The sequence below is a fragment of the Vibrio sp. CK2-1 genome (assembly GCF_021726515.1).
GTDB lineage: Bacteria > Pseudomonadota > Gammaproteobacteria > Enterobacterales > Vibrionaceae > Vibrio.
The window spans coordinates 241980-260103 of sequence record NZ_JAKKCJ010000002.1 but is presented as its reverse complement, the minus strand read 5'-3'; the positions used below and the strand labels follow the sequence as shown (position 1 = coordinate 260103).

Below are 18124 nucleotides of genomic sequence, written 5' to 3'. Positions count from 1 at the left end.
TGATGATCAAACGTTTAATTCAACATGACCAACAAAAACCACTGGCTCTAATATGGCTTGCGGTCATGTTGATCTTAATCGCGGTATTGTTCACGCAATTGCTTGGCCGAACCTTGCCGATCGAAACTAACATCATGGCGTTGTTACCAAAAAACCAACAAGATCCTAGTGCGCAAGTTGCCTTTGATCGGGTCGCTTCAAGCATGAGCGACAAAGTAATCTTTTTAGTTTCAAGCCCAGATCAAGATAAAGCACAACAAGCTGCCCAACGATTTGAAGCTCGCTTAAAACAGCTGCCTTTATTCAAACAAGTGGATGGAAAACTGGCGCAAGATGCCCAACAAGCATGGGGGCAATTTTTCTTCCCTTATCGCTTTCAGCTTCTCACTCCAACTCAGCAACAAAGGCTCGCCAATTCACCACAGTCACAAACTCAATATGTGATTCAATCTGTCTACAGCCCATTTTCTGGCGTCAGTGGCAATGAGCTCAACAGCGACCCATTTTTATTATTTAGAGATTATCTCAAGCAATTAACTGCTCACTCAGGCAATTTTCGTTTATCCAACGGTTACTTAACCACTGACTACCAAGAGCAGCATTACGTTTTGATCAGCGCCGATCTCAACGGATCGGCCTACAGTATGGCACTGCAAGATCAACTTCCTGAGCTTTCTCAATTGGAGCAAGATCTTAAACAAGAATTTAAACACGATCAGGTTGATGTCATGCACACTGGTGTGATCTTTTACGCCGCGCACGGTACTCAAAGTGCGAAAAGTGAAATCAGCACGATTGGCGTGGGTTCGTTAGTCGGTGTGATCTTATTGATTCTATTGGTCTATCGCAGCATGATGCCATTAACCTTGGCGCTGCTTTCCATCAGTTGTGGTCTAGTGGCGGCATTTGTTATCACGGTGCTGATTTTTGGCAAAGTACATTTATTTAGCCTAGTGTTCGGCGCAAGCTTAATTGGCGTGTCGATTGATTATGCCTTTCACTACCTCACCGACCGTTTAGCTGCCGGCTCTCGCTGGAATGCCTCGCAAGGACTGAAACATATCCTGATTGCCATTACATTAGGGTTAGTCACTAGCTTAATTGGCTACCTAGGTATGTTGATTGCCCCGTTCCCAGGCTTGCAACAGTTAGCGCTATTTTCTGCCATTGGCTTGTTTGCTGCCTACGCCACCGTCGTATGTTGGTATCCGATTTTAGCAGCGGCGCCAAGTGTCGATCGCGCCTTGCCTTTCAATAAAATACTCACGCTATGGTTATTGGAGTGGCAACAACCAAAAATACGTTTCATCATTCCGTCAGCGTTAATAATAGCGGCAGGAATCGGTTTGTATCATGCCCACTACAATGACGATATCCGTCAACTGCAAGCCATGCCGGCAAACCTCAAGCAACAAGAACAAACCATAAAGACTATTTCAGGCATTCAAAACGATCAGAAAATGTTGCTAGTGCGCGCGCCAAATAATGATCAACTACTAGATAAATTACAGAGCGTCTCCGATCTACTCGAACAACAAATTCAAGCCGGTAATTTAAGTGGCTACCAAAGTATCAGTCAGTTTATTGCCAGCCAGCAGAAGCAAAAGCACAACTTCGAATTAAGCCAAGCTTTATATCAATCGCAAAGCCAGCCTTTGTCTCAAGCATTGAAGTTAAAGCAAACCCCAGAACTGGATTCAGATTTTAAAACGCTCACTATTGAGCAATTTCTTGATTCGCCGATTTCCAAGCCCGTGCGCTTTATGTGGCTAGGTGAAATAGATGGCCAATCTTCTGCCGTCATTACCCTCAATGGCGTACAAAATGCTCAAGCATTGGAAGCATTGGCAGAGCAACAATCAGATGTTAGTTACCTTAATAAAACCCAAGAAATCTCACAGCTGTTTGGTTTATATCGCCAGCATGTGACGCAATTACTCGCACTAGCAAGCCTAGTGATTTTATTGGTGGTATCACTGCGTTATGGATTCACTCAAGGGATACGAATCGTCCTTCCTCCAGTAATTGCGGGTGCCGTAGGGATAGCGGTGACTGTACTCACTGGCAGTTCACTCAATTTATTTAACTTACTGGCACTGATTTTAGTACTCGGAATTGGCATTGATTACACCTTATTTTTCGCCGAACAATCTAGATCACAAGCAAGCTCTGATGCCCATCTAGCATTAAAACGTAATTCTACACTGCTCGCGATTAGCTTATCTGCGCTTACCACTATTTTGTCTTTTGGTTTATTAGCACTGAGCGAAACCCAAGCCATTCATAGCTTTGGTATTACCGTGTTATTTGGCATTATCATCAGTTGGCTATTAGCGCCCTTGGCCATGAAGCCACCCGCGACTCTCAGTAAGGAAAGCTGAAATGAAGATTCTAACAAGATTTATAGGATGGATATTACTGGTAAGCCTGACCGCTTGTTCAACACAATCGACTCCCTCCAATAGCTCGGAAGAAAATAATCGAATCCAGATTGCGGATGATACTTGGGTAGCACTACCTCAACCTTCTGAACTCGGCTATAGCCTAAGCGCCAGCCAGTTACTTAGCGTGCGCTATATTGATCAAGCGAAAAAAGCCCAAAGCAATCAACTACCAATCCAATTACAAATCACTCAAGATAAACTCGTGCTAGCTGGTTTTTCTTCTTGGGGAACCCGTTTACTCAGCTTAACCTATCAAGATAATCAGTTAGATACTTATGTGATGGTAGGGCTTGGCAACACTCTCCCTAAGCCGGAGCAAGTTGTGTTTAATCTGATGATCACCTTATACCCATTAGAGGTTTGGCAACCTAGACTACAGCAAGTGGGTTGGAAGTTAACCGAGCAGCAAACTGGCAATCGCCAATCTCAAAATATCAAACAAAGAACCCTGTTCGATAATCATGGCAAGCTGATCGCAGAGATTAATTATGCGTCAATTGACCCACTCAAAGGTGACATTACTTTTATTAATCACGCTCTAGACTTCACCATTGTGATAAAAACCTTACAATACCAACAAGATTAATATTTTCGCACTTTGGCTTCTATCCTACTGCGATGTAATAAGGACAATTACTGACATGCCTACACAGCCTAATCCACCTCTGTATATTCATGCGTGTGGCTCTCACTCCGCATTAGGCTGGACAACGGAAATGATCCACCAGCATTTACAGCAAGCCGACACGCCGAATATGCAAGTCAGCACCGATTGGCTTAATGATGGCAGTGAAACTGTGGTAGGTGTTGCCAATGGTCCATTGCCGACCATAGATGCGAAATTTGCTCATCAAAATACTCATAACAACCGCCTTGCCCTATCGGCATTACTGCAAATCGATCACAGCATCAAACAAGCGATTGAGAAATATGGCGTAGATAGAATTGCGGTCATTATTGGCACCAGTACCTCGGGTATTTCTGATGGTGAACAGGCACTTACCCAGTGGCAGCAAAGTGGCGAATTACCCGCAGGCTTTGATTATCACCAACAGGAAATGGCGAATACCAGCCGCTTTATTGCCGATTACTACGGCATCACTGGCCCAAACTACACGATCTCGACCGCTTGTTCTTCTAGTGGTCGAGTCTATATTTCCGCCCAGCGTTTACTTAAAGCCGGCCTGGTAGATGCAGTGATTGTTGGCGGAACGGATACCCTATGCAAGCTGACCTTAAATGGTTTTTATGGTTTAGAAGCGCTGTCGCATCAACGTTGCAACCCTTTTAGCAGCAATCGTGATGGTATCAATATTGGTGAAGCGGCGGCTTTTATGCTGCTAAGTTTAGAAAAACCGAATGCTAATCAGCCTTGTTTAGCTTTACTCGGCGCTGGCGATAGCTCTGATGCCCATCATATTTCAGCGCCACACCCAGAAGGCAATGGCGCAGAACAAGCGATGCGTAAAGCATTAGATAACGCAGGTCTCCAAGCGAGTGATGTTGGCTATATCAATGCTCATGGCACTGCCACTAAACTCAATGATCAAATGGAAGCCAAAGCCATCGAACGGGTATTTGGCAATCAAGTTCCGGTCAGTTCAACCAAGCCCCTTACCGGACACACATTAGGCGCAGCCAGTGCGATTGAAGCGGCGATTTGCTGGCATGTCTTACACTATCAACTGCCGATACCGCAGCAAATTAATGATGGCGAAAGCGCTGAATTTAGCATTACCTTGGCTGCACCAAACCAAGCTTTAAAACAGCCGATTATTTTAAGCAACTCTTTCGCTTTTGGTGGCAATAATGTCAGCCTGATTTTTGGATACCCGAATGACTGAAACAAATAACGCTTCATTGCCAAACATTGCGGACTTAGTCCCCCATCAAGCACCAATGATCTTGGTGGATAAGCTGATTGCCGTCGATCAACAAAGCATTCACACTCAAGTGATGATTAAAGCCGATGAGCTGTTTTTTAACCAAGAGTCTCAAAGCGTGCCCGGCTATGTTGGCATCGAATACATGGCACAATCGATCGCCGCTTGGTCGGGTTTTCAAGCGTGGAAACAAGGCGAACCACCAGCAATCGGTTTTTTACTAGGTAGTCGACGCTATCAAAGTGAGTGCTCGGAATTTCCACTTGGTGAAACCTTAGATATCTATGCCGAACAAGTTATGGAAAACAATGGTATGGCGGTGTTTCAATGCCGTATCGAAGCCCAAGCGAAAACACTTGCTAGCGCACAACTGAATGCTTTTGTGCCTTCACCCGAACAACTAAAAGCTATGCAGTCTGAATAATATCTAGGCTCAATAAAACTGCATAACGTGCGAAAAAAGGAAAAAACAATGTCCCGACAGGTTCTCGTTACTGGCGCAAGTAAAGGCATAGGCCAAGCGGTTGCGATTCAATTAGCTCAAGATGGCTTTGAAGTTGTAGTTCACTATATGAGTGATCAAGCCGGTGCCGAACAAACTCAAGCTAGCATTCAGCAAGCCGGTGGAAACGCCCGCCTACTGCAATTTGATATTAGCGACCGCGAGCAGTGCCGTGAAAAAATTGAAGCCGATATAGCTGAGCATGGTGCCTACTATGGCGTAGTCAGCAATGCTGGCATTACTCGAGACACTGCCTTTCCCGCCATGATGAGTGACGAATGGGATAGCGTGATTCATACCAATTTAGACAGTTTCTATAACGTTCTACATCCTTGTGTCATGCCAATGGTACAGCTACGCAAAGGTGGTCGTATTGTCACTATGGCATCAGTGTCAGGCATTATGGGCAACCGTGGACAAACCAACTACAGCGCTGCAAAAGCTGGCGTGATTGGTGCGACTAAATCACTCGCCTTAGAGTTGGCTAAACGCAAAATCACCGTCAACTGTGTCGCTCCGGGTTTGATTGATACCGGTATGGTTGATGAACACGTTCAAGAACACGCGCTACCACAAGTGCCACTACGCCGCATGGGCAAACCTGAGGAAGTAGCAGGATTGGTAAGCTATTTAATGTCGGACAATGCGGCTTATATTACGCGCCAAGTGATTTCAGTAAATGGAGGTTTAGTATGAGTCGTCGTGTTGTAGTAACAGGGATGTCTGGCGTCACCGCTTTTGGCAATGATTGGCAAGCGATTGAGCCTAAATTGAAAGCCTGTGAAAACGCCGTGCAGTTTATGGAAAGCTATGTGCAATACGATGGCTTAAACACCAAACTTGCCGCGCCAGTATTGGATTTTGAACTACCAAAGCACTACACCCGTAAAAAGATTCGCGGCATGGGTCGTGTCTCTCAAATGGCAACTCTTGCATCAGAAAATGCCCTACTGCAAAGTGGCTTATTAACCCCTGATGGCGAAAAGCATGAAGTACTGACAAATGGCCAAACTGGTGTCGCTTACGGCTCTTCAACCGGCAGTACTCCGGCTATCGGTGCATTTGGTGTCATGCTGAATGAAAAATCAACCCGCGCCATCACTGCCACCACTTATGTACAAATGATGCCGCACACTTCCGCGGTCAATGTCGGACTCTTCTTTGGACTACGTGGTCGCGTTATCCCAACTAGCAGTGCATGTACTTCGGGTAGCCAAGCTATTGGTTATGCTTATGAAGCAATCAAACATGGTTACCAAACTGTGATGGTAGCTGGCGGTGGTGAAGAACTATGCCCAACTGAATCAGCGGTTTTTGATACCCTTTTCGCGACCAGTTTAAAAAATGATGCTCCAAAAACCACCCCTCGCCCTTATGATAAAGATCGAGATGGCTTAGTGATCGGTGAAGGTGCAGGTACTTTAGTACTTGAAGACTATGAACATGCGGTTGCCCGTGGCGCTAAAATTTATGCCGAGATCGTCGGCTTTGCTAGCAATTGCGACGCTGCCCATGTCACTCAACCACAAATGGAAAACATGCAACGTTGTATGGAATTGGCGTTAGAGAATGCTCAATTAGAACCAAGCGTGATTGATTATGTTTCCGCTCATGGCACCGCAACTGATCGTGGTGATATCGCAGAAAGCCAAGCAACCTTTAATGTCTTTGGCAGCCAAACGCCAATCAGCTCACTGAAAAGCTACTTTGGTCATACCCTAGGCGCTTGTGGTTCGATTGAAGCTTGGCTGAGCTTAGAAATGATGCATGCAGGCTGGTTTAGCCCTACCCTCAACTTAGTGAACATCGATCCTGAATGTGGGGATTTAGACTATATTCGTGGCGATGGCCGTGAAATGGATTGCCAATACATCATGAGCAACAACTTCGCGTTTGGCGGCATTAATACTTCGATTATTTTTAAACGCCATTCTCACTAGCTTTCAACAGCAAAATCCCTTTGATGCAAAACTATTGATCCTAGACTTAGCTCTAGGGTTTATACTATTAAGAATAGAAGTATTAAGGAGTGGCGGATGTACAAGATAGGTGAACTGGCAAAATTGTGTGGCATTAATAATGACACTCTGCGCTTTTATGAAAAATCTGGCTTATTGAGCCCATCTGCTCGCTCTGAATCTGGCTACCGCCTGTATAACGAGCAAGATAAGCAAGCGCTGCAATTTATTATTCGAGCCAAAAAGGTAGGATTCAACCTTTCAGATATTAAAGAGTTGCTGGAAATTGAAGTCGATAAAGCCAGTAATTCCTGCTTTGATGTTAAGCAAGTGGTTGATGCTAAGCTTGTTGATGTCGAACAAAAACTCTCTGAACTGCAACACTTTCAGCGCTCATTAAAAACCTTATCTTCCGCTTGTTGTGGTGGTAAAGGTAGTGCCGAAGAATGCACCATCTTACAAGCCTTGGAAACCAATACTGAGCAAGTAAAAGTAGAAAAACATCACCACTCCGCAAGCTGTCAGAAACATTAGCTGGCAATATTAATCGTGAGCTGTAATTTCAATGGTAGAGAAGACAAACGAGTTTCAATACCATGCCTCGCTTGTTCAATATCATCACGTGAGATCAGCTCACTAGAATCATCAACATGAAGATCCACATCGACCCACAATTCATGGCCAACCTTCACCACACCCGCTAATTCAATTTCTTGTTGAGAGTCTTTATTCGTCACAATAATGCTTTGATCAACAGTTTGGTAAATCTCTTTACTTGGTGCCATCAAAAAGATTTCTCTTAATGCAGAACGCAGCATCTCAAATGGCACTTTAATAAAATAAAATGACATCAGTAGCATCATCATTGGGTCTGCATATACCGCGTATTTTGCCAACGGTGTTAATGTCATCAGCCAAGCCACCACAAACCCCGCGGTTACGGCAACGCTCAGTAATGTATCCATTTGCCATTGCTTCACTTCCGCATCAATCAAACCAGAAAAATGCTTGTTTCGTAATGAAACCATGCACCACCAAGCCAGACCACAACCAATAACATTGATAACACCAAAGGCGGTTGCAATCGAAACATCAACAGCACGGCCTCCAGTAAACATGGCACCAATCGCTGAATACAATGAATAGCTGACGATTAATAAGATCACCGCACCTTTGACCGCGATAACAGCGGGTTCGAATAGCGCGCGGCCAAAAGGAAATTGGGCATCGGATGGTTTTTTAATATAACGAGCGGCAACGAGCGACAATAATGTTAACAGCAGGCTAACAAGGGAATAAACCCCATCAAACATGATGACTAGCGAGCCAACAAGTAAGCCAACAATTAAGCCTCCCCCTGCAAACATAGATGCAAAAACAGCCGAGAAAGCTAAAACACGATTTTCGTTAAACCTGGAATGAACAGACATTTGATTAATACCTTTAGATAACTAAAGGTATTTTGGCGAAATAGAGGCGCTTTACAATGAAGATTTACAGCGATTAGAAATGGAAAAGCACCGATAAAAATTTACTCATTATAATTCAACAACTAACCATTAAGATTAACTGTCAAATTATATGACACTGGCTGACCTAGCAAATTAAAGAAGACTAAAAATACTTTAGAAGTCGAACAGATAATCACTCACCTTATCGACTAACCAATCAATGGCCGGACTATCAGCCCCTTCGGCACCACTGAACATACAAAAATCTTCTTGGGTTAACCCATAAGTATGGCGAATCACCGAAAGGCGCTGTTCGCGCAAGTGATGACGAATCAAGGGTTCAGGAAGTACTCCCCATGCTGATTCAGTCAATATGGTATTAAGCATATATTCAAAACTAGAGAAGCCAATATAGCGGCGAGAAAAAGGCTCTAAGCTGGCATTATCTTGCTCATTCAAGTAAGCCATGACCGCTTGCATAGACTTACGTAATTCTTCATCTGTCACTCGTTGAATTTTGCTTAATGGATGAGTTGAACTGCACACCGACATCATGCGAATTTTGCCTAAAGGCTGGCGAACAATACGAGCGTCATCGATATGCTCGTAATCCACTCCAAATGCAAAATCAACTTGCTGTGTGGCCACTAAATTGGCCAAGTCGCCACTAGAAGCCAGAATGATATTAAATGAAGTACTAGGAAACTGCTTACTGAGCGAATGAGCAAATTCCTGCCATAACATATCCGGCAAGGCATCATCACGCGCTATCCATATTTCAGCGGCAAACTCATTAGAAACTTGAGAACAAATACGACGAACACGAGAAGTGGTAATAAGAATACTTTCAAAATCCTTATAAACCGCCTTACCAATCTCAGACAAGGTGAGGTTATTGCCAGTGCGGATAAACAACTTAACATTGAGATCCGTTTCAAGCGCTTTAATTGCCATACTAAGTTTGGTGCGATTACATTCTAGCTGTCGGGCCGCTTCAGAAACAGAACCGGTATTAGCAACGGTGCAGAATGCTTCGATTTGTGACAAGTTCATAGCTGACTCACCTAATGAAAGTCTCAGAATAATAAACAATTTTTGAAAGATTGCCTAATATAGGTGATATAAAAATGGCTGAGTCCAAATCTGAACACAGCCATTTAGTCACAACCAATATTTAGTTGCTAGAATTGCATGTAAACCATTAATTTAAATTGAAATCACTCAACCGTCACAGCCTTGGCTAAGTTCCTTGGCTGGTCGACATCGGTGCCTTTAATCAAAGCAACATGATACGACAACAATTGCATTGGAATAGTGTAGTAGATTGGGGCGGTGATCTCGCTGACATGTGGAAGATTAATGATCTTCATGCTTTCATCTGCTTCAAACCCTGCGCCTGCATCAGCAAATACATACAGTAAACCACCACGGGCGCGGACTTCTTCAATGTTTGATTTCAGCTTTTCTAGTAAGTCATTATTTGGCGCAACGACTACCACTGGCATATCGGCATCAATTAACGCTAACGGGCCATGTTTTAGCTCACCGGCAGCATAAGCTTCTGCGTGAATATAAGAGATTTCTTTTAGCTTTAAAGAGGCTTCTAATGCGATAGGGTAATACTCACCACGGCCTAAGAATAGCGTGTGATGTTTATCGGCAAAATCTTCGGCTAAGGCTTCAATCTCTTTATCGTAAGCGAGTGCTTTTTCAATTTGAGAAGGTAGTAGGTGCAAGGCTTCCACAATTTCTGCTTCTTTTGCGCTATCGATACGTTGTTGCTGTTTACCCATAGCGGTAACTAACATTAATAACGCCGCAAGTTGAGTCGTAAAAGCTTTGGTTGATGCCACGCCGATTTCAGTGCCGGCGCGTGTCATAAAGGCAAAGTCGGATTCTCGAACAAGAGATGAACCGGCGACATTACAAATGGTCATTGCTGACATATAGCCTTTTTCTTTAGCTAAACGTAATGCGGCTAAAGTATCTGCGGTCTCTCCTGATTGAGATAGAGTGATCAGCAAGCTATTTGGACGAGTCACAAATTTGCGGTAGCGGAATTCTGATGCAATTTCCACATCACAACTTACGCCAGCCAAAGACTCAAACCAGTAACGTGCAGTCATGCCAGCGTTGTAAGACGTACCACAAGCGATGATTTGCACATGCTCAACTTTAGATAGGATCTCGGCAGCATTCACACCAATGCTTTCGGTAACCACAGTATCTTTGGTGAGTCGCGCTTCCATGGTATTAATTAATGCGGTTGGCTGCTCAAAGATTTCTTTTTGCATAAAGTGGCGATATTGTCCTTTATCACCCGCATCATTCTCTGCGCTTGACTCAGAAACCGTACGCTCTACTCGCTCACCATTTTCAGCAAAAACGGTCGCTTCACGACGAGTCACTTCAGCAACATCCCCTTCTTCAAGGTACATAAAACGACGAGTGACATTTAATAGAGCCAATTGATCCGAGGCGATAAAGTTTTCACCTACCCCTAAGCCAATCACAATCGGGCTACCTGAGCGCGCAACCACTACACGGCTTGGATCTTTACGATCAAACACTACCGTGCCGTAAGCACCATCAAGTTGCTTAACCGCTTTTTGCAATGCTTCGATTAATGTTGCAGAAGTACGACGTTCCCATTCAACTAAATGAGCGATCACTTCGGTATCCGTTTGAGATTCAAACACATAACCACGTTCACGCAAGGTTTCACGCAATGCTTGATGGTTTTCAATAATGCCGTTGTGTACTACAGAAATATCATTAGAAACGTGTGGATGAGCATTGATTTCAGAAGGTTCACCATGAGTTGCCCAACGAGTATGAGCAATACCGGTTCCACCAAACACATCAGCAGCGTCAACCGCATCAGCTAATTCTTGTACTTTGCCTAAGCGGCGCACGCGCGTCATGTTTGAATCAGCATCGACCACCGCGACACCCGCTGAGTCATAGCCGCGATATTCCAAACGACGTAAACCTTCAACCAGAATTTCAGCTACATCACGCTGCGCAACAGCACCAACGATTCCACACATATTGTTATCCTTTTTTATTCCTTTACCAGCAGCAAGCAAAAGGTGGTAAAGCGTAATTTAATAAATTGATTAAGTTTAAATTTTAAGTTTTTCGATATTAGGCAATCAGAACTTGCACGTTATGTTTTTGTATTTGTGCTTGTTGTTCATCAGTGATGCCATTATCGGTTACCAGCACATCGACCTTGTCCCATGCCAGTTCTAGATTTGGAATTTTTCTACCAATCTTGTCAGATTCCACCATCACTACCACACGGCGCGCCACTTCGGACATCACCTGGCTTAAACCTAAAAGTTCATTAAATGTGGTGGTTCCGCGGGCTAAGTCGATGCCATCTGCGCCGATAAATAGCTGATCGAAATCGTAAGAGCGAAGCACTTGTTCTGCAACTTGGCCTTGGAAGGATTCCGAATGGGTATCCCAAGTGCCGCCGGTCATTAACAAGGTTGGTTCGCTTTCTAGTGCATTCAGTGCATTGGCGACATTCAGTGAGTTAGTCATTACCACTAACCCACGCTTATGAATGAGTTGCTCAATCAAAGCACCGGTAGTGCTGCCGCTATCAATAATGATTCTATGGTGATCTTTAATCAGTGATGCTGCGGCTTTCGCCAACTCAATCTTTCGCTTCGAAACTTCTTCCGAAAATGCTTCATTGATGATTTCTTTAGGTAACGCAATCGCTCCACCGTAACGGCGCAATAGCAAACCACTGGATTCCAATGCTGATAAGTCTTTCCTTATGGTGACTTCAGAGATATTAAATTGCTTATTCAGCGCTTCAACACTGACTTCACCCAATTCATTTACTTGTTGAACAATCAGGTGACGTCGCTGTTGAGTATTTCGTTTTGACATAAAATAAAACCGATTAAGTTTCGAAACGAAACACATTAAACACAATCGAAACTTAATTGTCTATTTTTTTCACTATAAAAAATAAATGTTTTTTGAAGAAACCTTGTTCTAAGACAAGTAAGTATCGTGATCTTCCCCACAAAGACTGGTAAAATTATTACCCCATGTAAGAAACAAAATTACAACGCAGCCCCTCGCAGACTGCAAAATGAAATGGTGGCTGCAACGAAAGTGAAGTGTGGCCGTGCGAGAATGGGAATAATGACTACAATGTAGGTCAGACAACAAAAATGCAGTAAAGAATTTCTGTTTTAGCGCATCCAACCTTTCTCGTTGCTTGCGGTTAAAACGTATAAAAATTGAAAAATGTAATATTACTTACCGGAGAGTATCTACTCATGAAAAAGACCAAAATCGTATGTACGATTGGCCCGAAAACTGAATCTGTTGAGAAACTAACTGAACTAGCAAACGCTGGTATGAACGTAATGCGTTTGAACTTCTCACACGGTGATTTCGAAGAACATGGCAATCGTATTGCTAACCTTCGCCAAGTAATGAAGAACACAGGTAAACAACTTGCGATCCTTTTAGATACTAAAGGTCCTGAAATCCGCACTATTAAACTAGAAAACGGCGATGACGTTGCTCTAGTTGCTGGTCAAGATTTCACATTCACAACTGACACTTCTGTTGTGGGTAACAAAAACACAGTAGCGGTAACTTACCCTGGTTTCGCTCAAGACCTTAACGCTGGTGATACCATCCTAGTAGACGACGGTCTTATCGAAATGGAAGTTGTTGCAACTACTGATACAGAAGTTAAATGTAAAGTATTAAACAACGGTGACTTAGGCGAAAACAAAGGTGTTAACCTTCCTGGCGTTTCTGTAAAACTTCCAGCACTAGCTGAAAAAGATAAAGCTGACCTTAAATTTGGTTGTGAGCAAGGCGTTGATTTCGTTGCTGCTTCTTTCATCCGTAAAGCAGACGACGTAAAAGAAATCCGTGAATTGCTATGTGCAAACGGCGGCGAAAACATCCAAATCATCTCTAAAATCGAAAACCAAGAAGGTGTTGATAACTTCGATGAGATTTTAGAAGCGTCTGACGGCATCATGGTTGCTCGTGGTGACCTAGGTGTTGAAATCCCAGTTGAAGAAGTAATCTTCGCTCAGAAAATGATGATCGAGAAATGTAACCGTGCACGTAAAGTGGTTATCACTGCAACTCAAATGCTTGATTCTATGATCAAAAACCCACGTCCAACTCGCGCAGAAGCGGGTGACGTTGCGAACGCAATCATGGATGGTACTGATGCAGTAATGCTTTCTGGTGAGTCTGCGAAAGGTAAATACCCTGTTGAAGCGGTAACTATCATGGCGCAAATCTGTGCTCGTACAGACCGTGCTCTAAAAGCAGAACTAGGTTCTCGCTTAGACAGCCCTCGTCTACGTATCACTGAAGCAGTATGTAAATCAGCAGTAGAAACTGCCGAGAAACTTGCCGCTCCAGTTATCGTTGTAGCAACTGAAGCCGGTAAATCTGCTCGTTCAGTTCGTAAATACTTCCCAACAGCGAAAATCATTGCCGTTACGACTAACACTAAGACTGCAGCACAACTTTGCTTGTCTAAAGGTGTAACGCCAATCGTTGTTGAGTCTATTAATGATACTGAAGACTTCTACCGTCAAGGTATGGCTCTAGCGCTAGAAACAGGCTACGGCGAGAAAGGCGATGTAACTGTTATGGTTTCTGGTGCTCTAGTACCATCAGGCACAACTAACACTTCTTCTGTTCACGTTCTTTAATTAAAACGAACCGATAGAAATACCAAAAGGAGGCCAATTGGCCTCCTTTTTTATACTTTTCTTACACCTGCAAAACACCATCCACCTTTAGTTGTACAACTCACTGCGTTATTTTCCCTATCACAATCTTCCCTATATTAGATACGACCTTTCCTGCGCCATTACCAACCAAAGAACTCTTGATGATGAGTGTTCAGCAACACCACCAACAATAAGAAATATAAAGCACTAATATTGATAGCAAGTACTAACAAACTAGCAATCGTTACCCTCACAACCACGACATTAGACATAAGCCACTCACCGAAATTGATAAATATCCATTCAATAAGTTTAGTGAAGTTTTTCCGATTTATTAGACTAAAGTCTTAGATCTTTTCTTTATAAAAGATTGGAACATAAAAAAACGCAACCCGTAGGCTGCGTTATCAATTATTGCGTTATGATGTATCAAATAGCAGATACTATGCTTTTAAAGCACGCTCTCCACGGGCAATACCCACCACCCCACTACGTGCAACTTCAATGACATCAGTCATTTCAGATACCGCTTTGATAAAGGCATCTAACTTCGCACTATCGCCGGCCAATTGAATGGTAAACAACGACGCTGTGACATCGACAATCTGCCCACGGAACACATCGGATAAACGATGCACTTCGGCGCGAGAAAAACCACTGGCTTTCACTTTGACTAACATCAACTCACGTTCAACATAGTCGTACTCAGTAACCTCTTGAACTTTAAGCACATCGACAAGTTTATGTAGGTTTTTTTCAATCTGCTCAAGCTGTAGCGCATCGGTTGCGGTAGTGATATTGATACGCGATAAGGTTTCATCATCCGTCGGAGAAACCGTTAATGACTCAATGTTATAACCACGCTGTGAAAACAGGCCAACAACACGTGATAAAGAACCCGGTTGGTTTTCTAATAGTAATGAAATGATATGTCTCATATTAGGTTCTCTCCGTCTTGCTTAACCACATTTTATCCATCGCTTCGCCTTTAATTTGCATTGGATAAACATGCTCAGTTTCATCAACATTAATATCAACGAATACTAAACGATCTTTCATATCCAAGGCTTTTTGTAGGCCCGCTTCTAGCTCTTCAGGCTTGTTAATACGAATACCAACGTGGCCATAAGCTTCAGCAATTGCGGCGAAATCAGGCACAGAATCCATATAAGAATGAGAATGGCGACCTTGATAAATCATATCTTGCCACTGCTTCACCATGCCTAAGAAACGGTTATTCAAGTTAATGATCTTCACCGGAATATCATACTGCATACAAGTTGATAGCTCTTGGATATTCATTTGAATACTGCCATCACCCGTAATGCACACGACTTCTTCTTTTGGCATAGCAAACTTAACCCCCATTGCCGCCGGTAAGCCAAAGCCCATGGTGCCTAAACCGCCAGAGTTAATCCAACGACGTGGCTTATCAAATGGGTAATATAACGCAGCAAACATTTGGTGCTGACCAACATCAGATGCGACGTAAGCCTCACCTTTAGTTAGCTTGTAAAGCGTTTCGACTACCTGCTGAGGTTTAATGCGATCCGAAGTACGATCAAACTCTAAACACTTACGATTGCGCCAGCTTTGCAGTTCTTGCCACCAGGTTTCAATCGCTTCACTATCTTGGTCTGCGCCTTGATCTTCAAGCAGCTTTAACATGCTATTTAATACTTCATCGGCAGAACCAACGATAGGTAAATCCGCTTGAATAGTCTTAGAGATCGAAGATGGATCGATATCAATGTGCATGATCTTGGCGTTCGGACAGTATTTTTCGACATTGTTGGTAGTACGATCATCAAAGCGTACCCCGACACCAAAAATAAGATCAGCATTATGCATCGCCATATTGGCTTCATAAGTGCCGTGCATACCTAACATGCCCAGCGAATTATGGTGAGTAGCAGGGAAGGCACCAAGCCCCATTAAGGTACTCACTACTGGCAAGTTAAGCGCTTCAGCAAGTTTGATTAATTGCTCACTAGCTTCGGCAATAATCGCTCCACCGCCAACATAAAGCACTGGTTTCTTCGCTGCTAGTAAGGCTTTCAACCCTTTCTTAATTTGCCCTTTATGACCCGAAGTTGTCGGATTATAAGAGCGCATTTTAATTTCATCAGGGTACTGATAAGGGAATTTTTCTAATGGATTTAGCACGTTTTTCGGCAGATCAACCACTACAGGGCCCGGGCGACCAGTAGATGCAAGGTAAAACGCTTTTTTGATGGTTTCAGGAATATCTTCTGCTTTAGTGACGAGGAAACTGTGTTTAACCACTGGGCGGGAGATCCCCACCATGTCACATTCTTGGAAAGCATCGTTACCAATTAGGCTACTTGGTACTTGGCCCGACAACACGACCATTGGCGCAGAGTCCATATAAGCGGTCGCAATGCCGGTAATCGCATTGGTGGCACCAGGGCCGGAAGTCACGAGAACGACACCAACTTTACCGGTTCCGCGAGCATAGCCATCAGCCATGTGAACCGCAGCTTGTTCATGGCGAACCAGTACGTGTTCAATATCACTCTTTTCATGCAGAGCATCGTAAATATCCAAAACCGAACCGCCTGGATAACCGAAGATGTGCTCTACACCTTCATCTATTAGGGAACGGACGATCATATCCGCGCCAGATAACATTTCCATGTTGCCTCCTGTTAACTGAATCTCACCGGCTTTTATAAAGTGCGATAGTTCAGTGCTACATAGTTAGGGCTTATTTTTAGCCTAAGAAACTTCAGGCTGCTTATGCTTTAGATTTCAATAAAAGCACTGCAGCCTTGCTATGTACCTATTTGCGTTGTCATAACAAGCAACTAGGGTGCATAAGTTCAAAATCACATTCGAACTTGAACACTTTACCGCCATTAGCAGAAACTTGTCTATTACTCTAAAGTCATTTAAATCATAAAAATTAACAAATAACCTACAGAATCAGTGATAAAGACTACATATCTAATATCAACCTAAATATACCAACCAATATCCCGAACAAATTCAGTAGATAATAAAACTAACAATGAGAGATTAATCTCATTTTTACTTGCTCTTAAGTAGCTGGGAATAGGCATAAAAAAACGCAGCCTCTAATCAAATAGAGACTGCGCTTTCTAGAAGAGTTTACCGTTACAAGCTTGCAGCAAGTGTTTCGCCACAAATTAGCATCAGTTGATCTCTCATCCAGATGTGACCTTTATCTTTCTCACTCGATTCATGCCAGCTTAAGTAACCCGACACTTTATTGTCTGCGTATGGGTAAGCCATGACTTTATAGTTTGCACGGTTAGGCACTGAATCAATCAACCAACGAGGAACGACTGTTACTAATTCAGATTGACCGACTACGTACAAGATATTGCTTAAACTTGTACCTTGGTAAGACGCTTGGAATTCAAAATCGCCAGTATAAACACGCTCATAGAAACTACGCACGCCGTTTACTTTCGATAACGTTGCATGTTTTTCTGCCATGAATTCTGCTTGGCTAATTTGAGAGCCAATGCGTGGGTGATTTGCAGCAGTTACAACCACTAACTCATCACTAAAGATTTCAGTACTTGAGTATCCTGGTTGCTCAAAACGCGCATAATCAATCACGAAATCCACTTCTTGGTAACGAAGTTTTTCAGGTAAATGACGGTCAAAATCAGCATCAAGGCTTAATTGAATGCTTGGCGATTTTTCAGCAATGCCACGCATGATTCTTGGTGCAAAACGTAAATCTGAAGGACTACAAACTGCTAATTTAAATACTCGCTCTGATGTTTCAGGAACAAAGATAGAGTTCGGTAATTCATTGCGTACTAATTGTAGTGCTTGACGAAGCGGGCCAAATAATTGACGAGCGCGTTGAGTCGGTTGGATACCACGACCATGACGCATGAACAATTCGTCATTAAACATTACTTTTAAACGAGCAACCGCATTACTTACTGCAGGTTGTGACATACCTAAATACTGTGCCGCACGAGTAATATTTTGCTCTTGCATTACTGCATCAAAAACGGTCAATAAGTTAAGATCTACGCCACGTAAAGTTGATTCCGTTCTTAAGTTAAGGGCAATGTTTTTTGGTTCAGTAGAAAGTGTCATGTTGTGTTGCGCCTCTTTTAATTGTAGTTCAATCACACATA

At 43.2% G+C, this 18124-nt stretch carries 16 protein-coding genes; 8 read left to right on the top strand and 8 right to left on the bottom strand.

Features of this window, described 5'->3' with window-relative positions; translation table 11 throughout:
* Positions 1 to 2 precede the first annotated feature (2 nt).
* The 7 genes from L3V25_RS06055 to zntR all read left to right on the top strand — a co-directional run bounded on the left by L3V25_RS06055 (position 3) and on the right by zntR (position 7321).
* Positions 3 to 2381, top strand: coding sequence for an MMPL family transporter (locus L3V25_RS06055; protein WP_237294554.1), 2379 nt, complete (start codon positions 3 to 5; stop codon positions 2379 to 2381).
* Between the two features lies 1 nt (position 2382).
* Entirely contained in the window at positions 2383 to 3030 is a 648-nt protein-coding gene (locus tag L3V25_RS06050) for a DUF3261 domain-containing protein (RefSeq protein ID WP_237294553.1), read from the top strand.
* Positions 3031 to 3085: 55 nt separating this feature from the next.
* Positions 3086 to 4288: a beta-ketoacyl-[acyl-carrier-protein] synthase family protein gene (locus L3V25_RS06045; protein ID WP_237294552.1), complete on the top strand. Its 1203-nt coding sequence runs from the start codon at positions 3086 to 3088 to the stop codon at positions 4286 to 4288.
* Positions 4281 to 4751: a hotdog family protein gene (locus tag L3V25_RS06040; protein WP_237294551.1), complete on the top strand. Its 471-nt coding sequence runs from the start codon at positions 4281 to 4283 to the stop codon at positions 4749 to 4751. The genes L3V25_RS06045 and L3V25_RS06040 overlap by 8 nt, the downstream gene beginning before the upstream one ends.
* Positions 4752 to 4799: 48 nt before the next feature.
* Positions 4800 to 5525 carry a 3-ketoacyl-ACP reductase FabG2 gene (locus L3V25_RS06035; RefSeq protein WP_237294550.1) on the top strand — a complete coding sequence of 242 codons (726 nt, stop codon included), beginning with the start codon at positions 4800 to 4802 and terminating at the stop codon, positions 5523 to 5525.
* Complete coding sequence (locus L3V25_RS06030) at positions 5522 to 6769, top strand: beta-ketoacyl-ACP synthase (protein ID WP_237294549.1); 1248 nt, start codon at positions 5522 to 5524, stop codon at positions 6767 to 6769. The genes L3V25_RS06035 and L3V25_RS06030 overlap by 4 nt, the downstream gene beginning before the upstream one ends.
* Before the next feature lie 96 nt (positions 6770 to 6865).
* Positions 6866 to 7321 (top strand): Zn(2+)-responsive transcriptional regulator, encoded by a 456-nt coding sequence (zntR, locus tag L3V25_RS06025; protein WP_237294548.1) that lies wholly within the window; start codon positions 6866 to 6868, stop codon positions 7319 to 7321.
* Here the strand turns inward: zntR and L3V25_RS06020 are convergent.
* The 4 genes from L3V25_RS06020 to L3V25_RS06005 form a co-directional block, all read right to left on the bottom strand.
* A complete protein-coding gene (locus L3V25_RS06020) occupies positions 7318 to 8217 on the bottom strand; it encodes a cation diffusion facilitator family transporter (RefSeq protein ID WP_237294547.1) in 900 nt (299 codons plus the stop codon). The two genes, zntR and L3V25_RS06020, sit on opposite strands and share 4 nt — an antisense overlap.
* Before the next feature lie 195 nt (positions 8218 to 8412).
* The gene (locus tag L3V25_RS06015; RefSeq protein WP_237294546.1) at positions 8413 to 9291 is read right to left on the bottom strand and encodes a LysR family transcriptional regulator; all 879 of its coding nucleotides are present in this window, start codon (positions 9289 to 9291) and stop codon (positions 8413 to 8415) included.
* Between the two features lie 164 nt (positions 9292 to 9455).
* A complete protein-coding gene (gene glmS / locus L3V25_RS06010) occupies positions 9456 to 11288 on the bottom strand; it encodes a glutamine--fructose-6-phosphate transaminase (isomerizing) (protein WP_237294545.1) in 1833 nt (610 codons plus the stop codon).
* A 97-nt stretch (positions 11289 to 11385) separates the two neighbouring features.
* Positions 11386 to 12147 (bottom strand): DeoR family transcriptional regulator, encoded by a 762-nt coding sequence (locus L3V25_RS06005; protein ID WP_237294544.1) that lies wholly within the window; start codon positions 12145 to 12147, stop codon positions 11386 to 11388.
* A 398-nt stretch (positions 12148 to 12545) separates the two neighbouring features.
* On the opposite strand from L3V25_RS06005, the gene pykF reads away from it, so the two are divergent.
* Positions 12546 to 13958, top strand: coding sequence for a pyruvate kinase PykF (gene pykF / locus L3V25_RS06000; RefSeq protein ID WP_237294543.1), 1413 nt, complete (start codon positions 12546 to 12548; stop codon positions 13956 to 13958).
* Between the two features lie 161 nt (positions 13959 to 14119).
* Here the strand turns inward: pykF and L3V25_RS16505 are convergent, their stop codons facing one another.
* The 4 genes from L3V25_RS16505 to leuO form a co-directional block, all read right to left on the bottom strand.
* A complete protein-coding gene (locus tag L3V25_RS16505) occupies positions 14120 to 14251 on the bottom strand; it encodes a hypothetical protein (protein ID WP_086961987.1) in 132 nt (43 codons plus the stop codon).
* Between the two features lie 171 nt (positions 14252 to 14422).
* Complete coding sequence (gene ilvN, locus L3V25_RS05995) at positions 14423 to 14917, bottom strand: acetolactate synthase small subunit (RefSeq protein WP_089122190.1); 495 nt, start codon at positions 14915 to 14917, stop codon at positions 14423 to 14425.
* Between the two features lies 1 nt (position 14918).
* Positions 14919 to 16637: an acetolactate synthase 3 large subunit gene (locus L3V25_RS05990; RefSeq protein WP_237294542.1), complete on the bottom strand. Its 1719-nt coding sequence runs from the start codon at positions 16635 to 16637 to the stop codon at positions 14919 to 14921.
* 480 nt (positions 16638 to 17117) lie between these two features.
* Positions 17118 to 18083, bottom strand: coding sequence for a transcriptional regulator LeuO (leuO, locus tag L3V25_RS05985; protein ID WP_237294972.1), 966 nt, complete (start codon positions 18081 to 18083; stop codon positions 17118 to 17120).
* Positions 18084 to 18124: the final 41 nt, after the last annotated feature.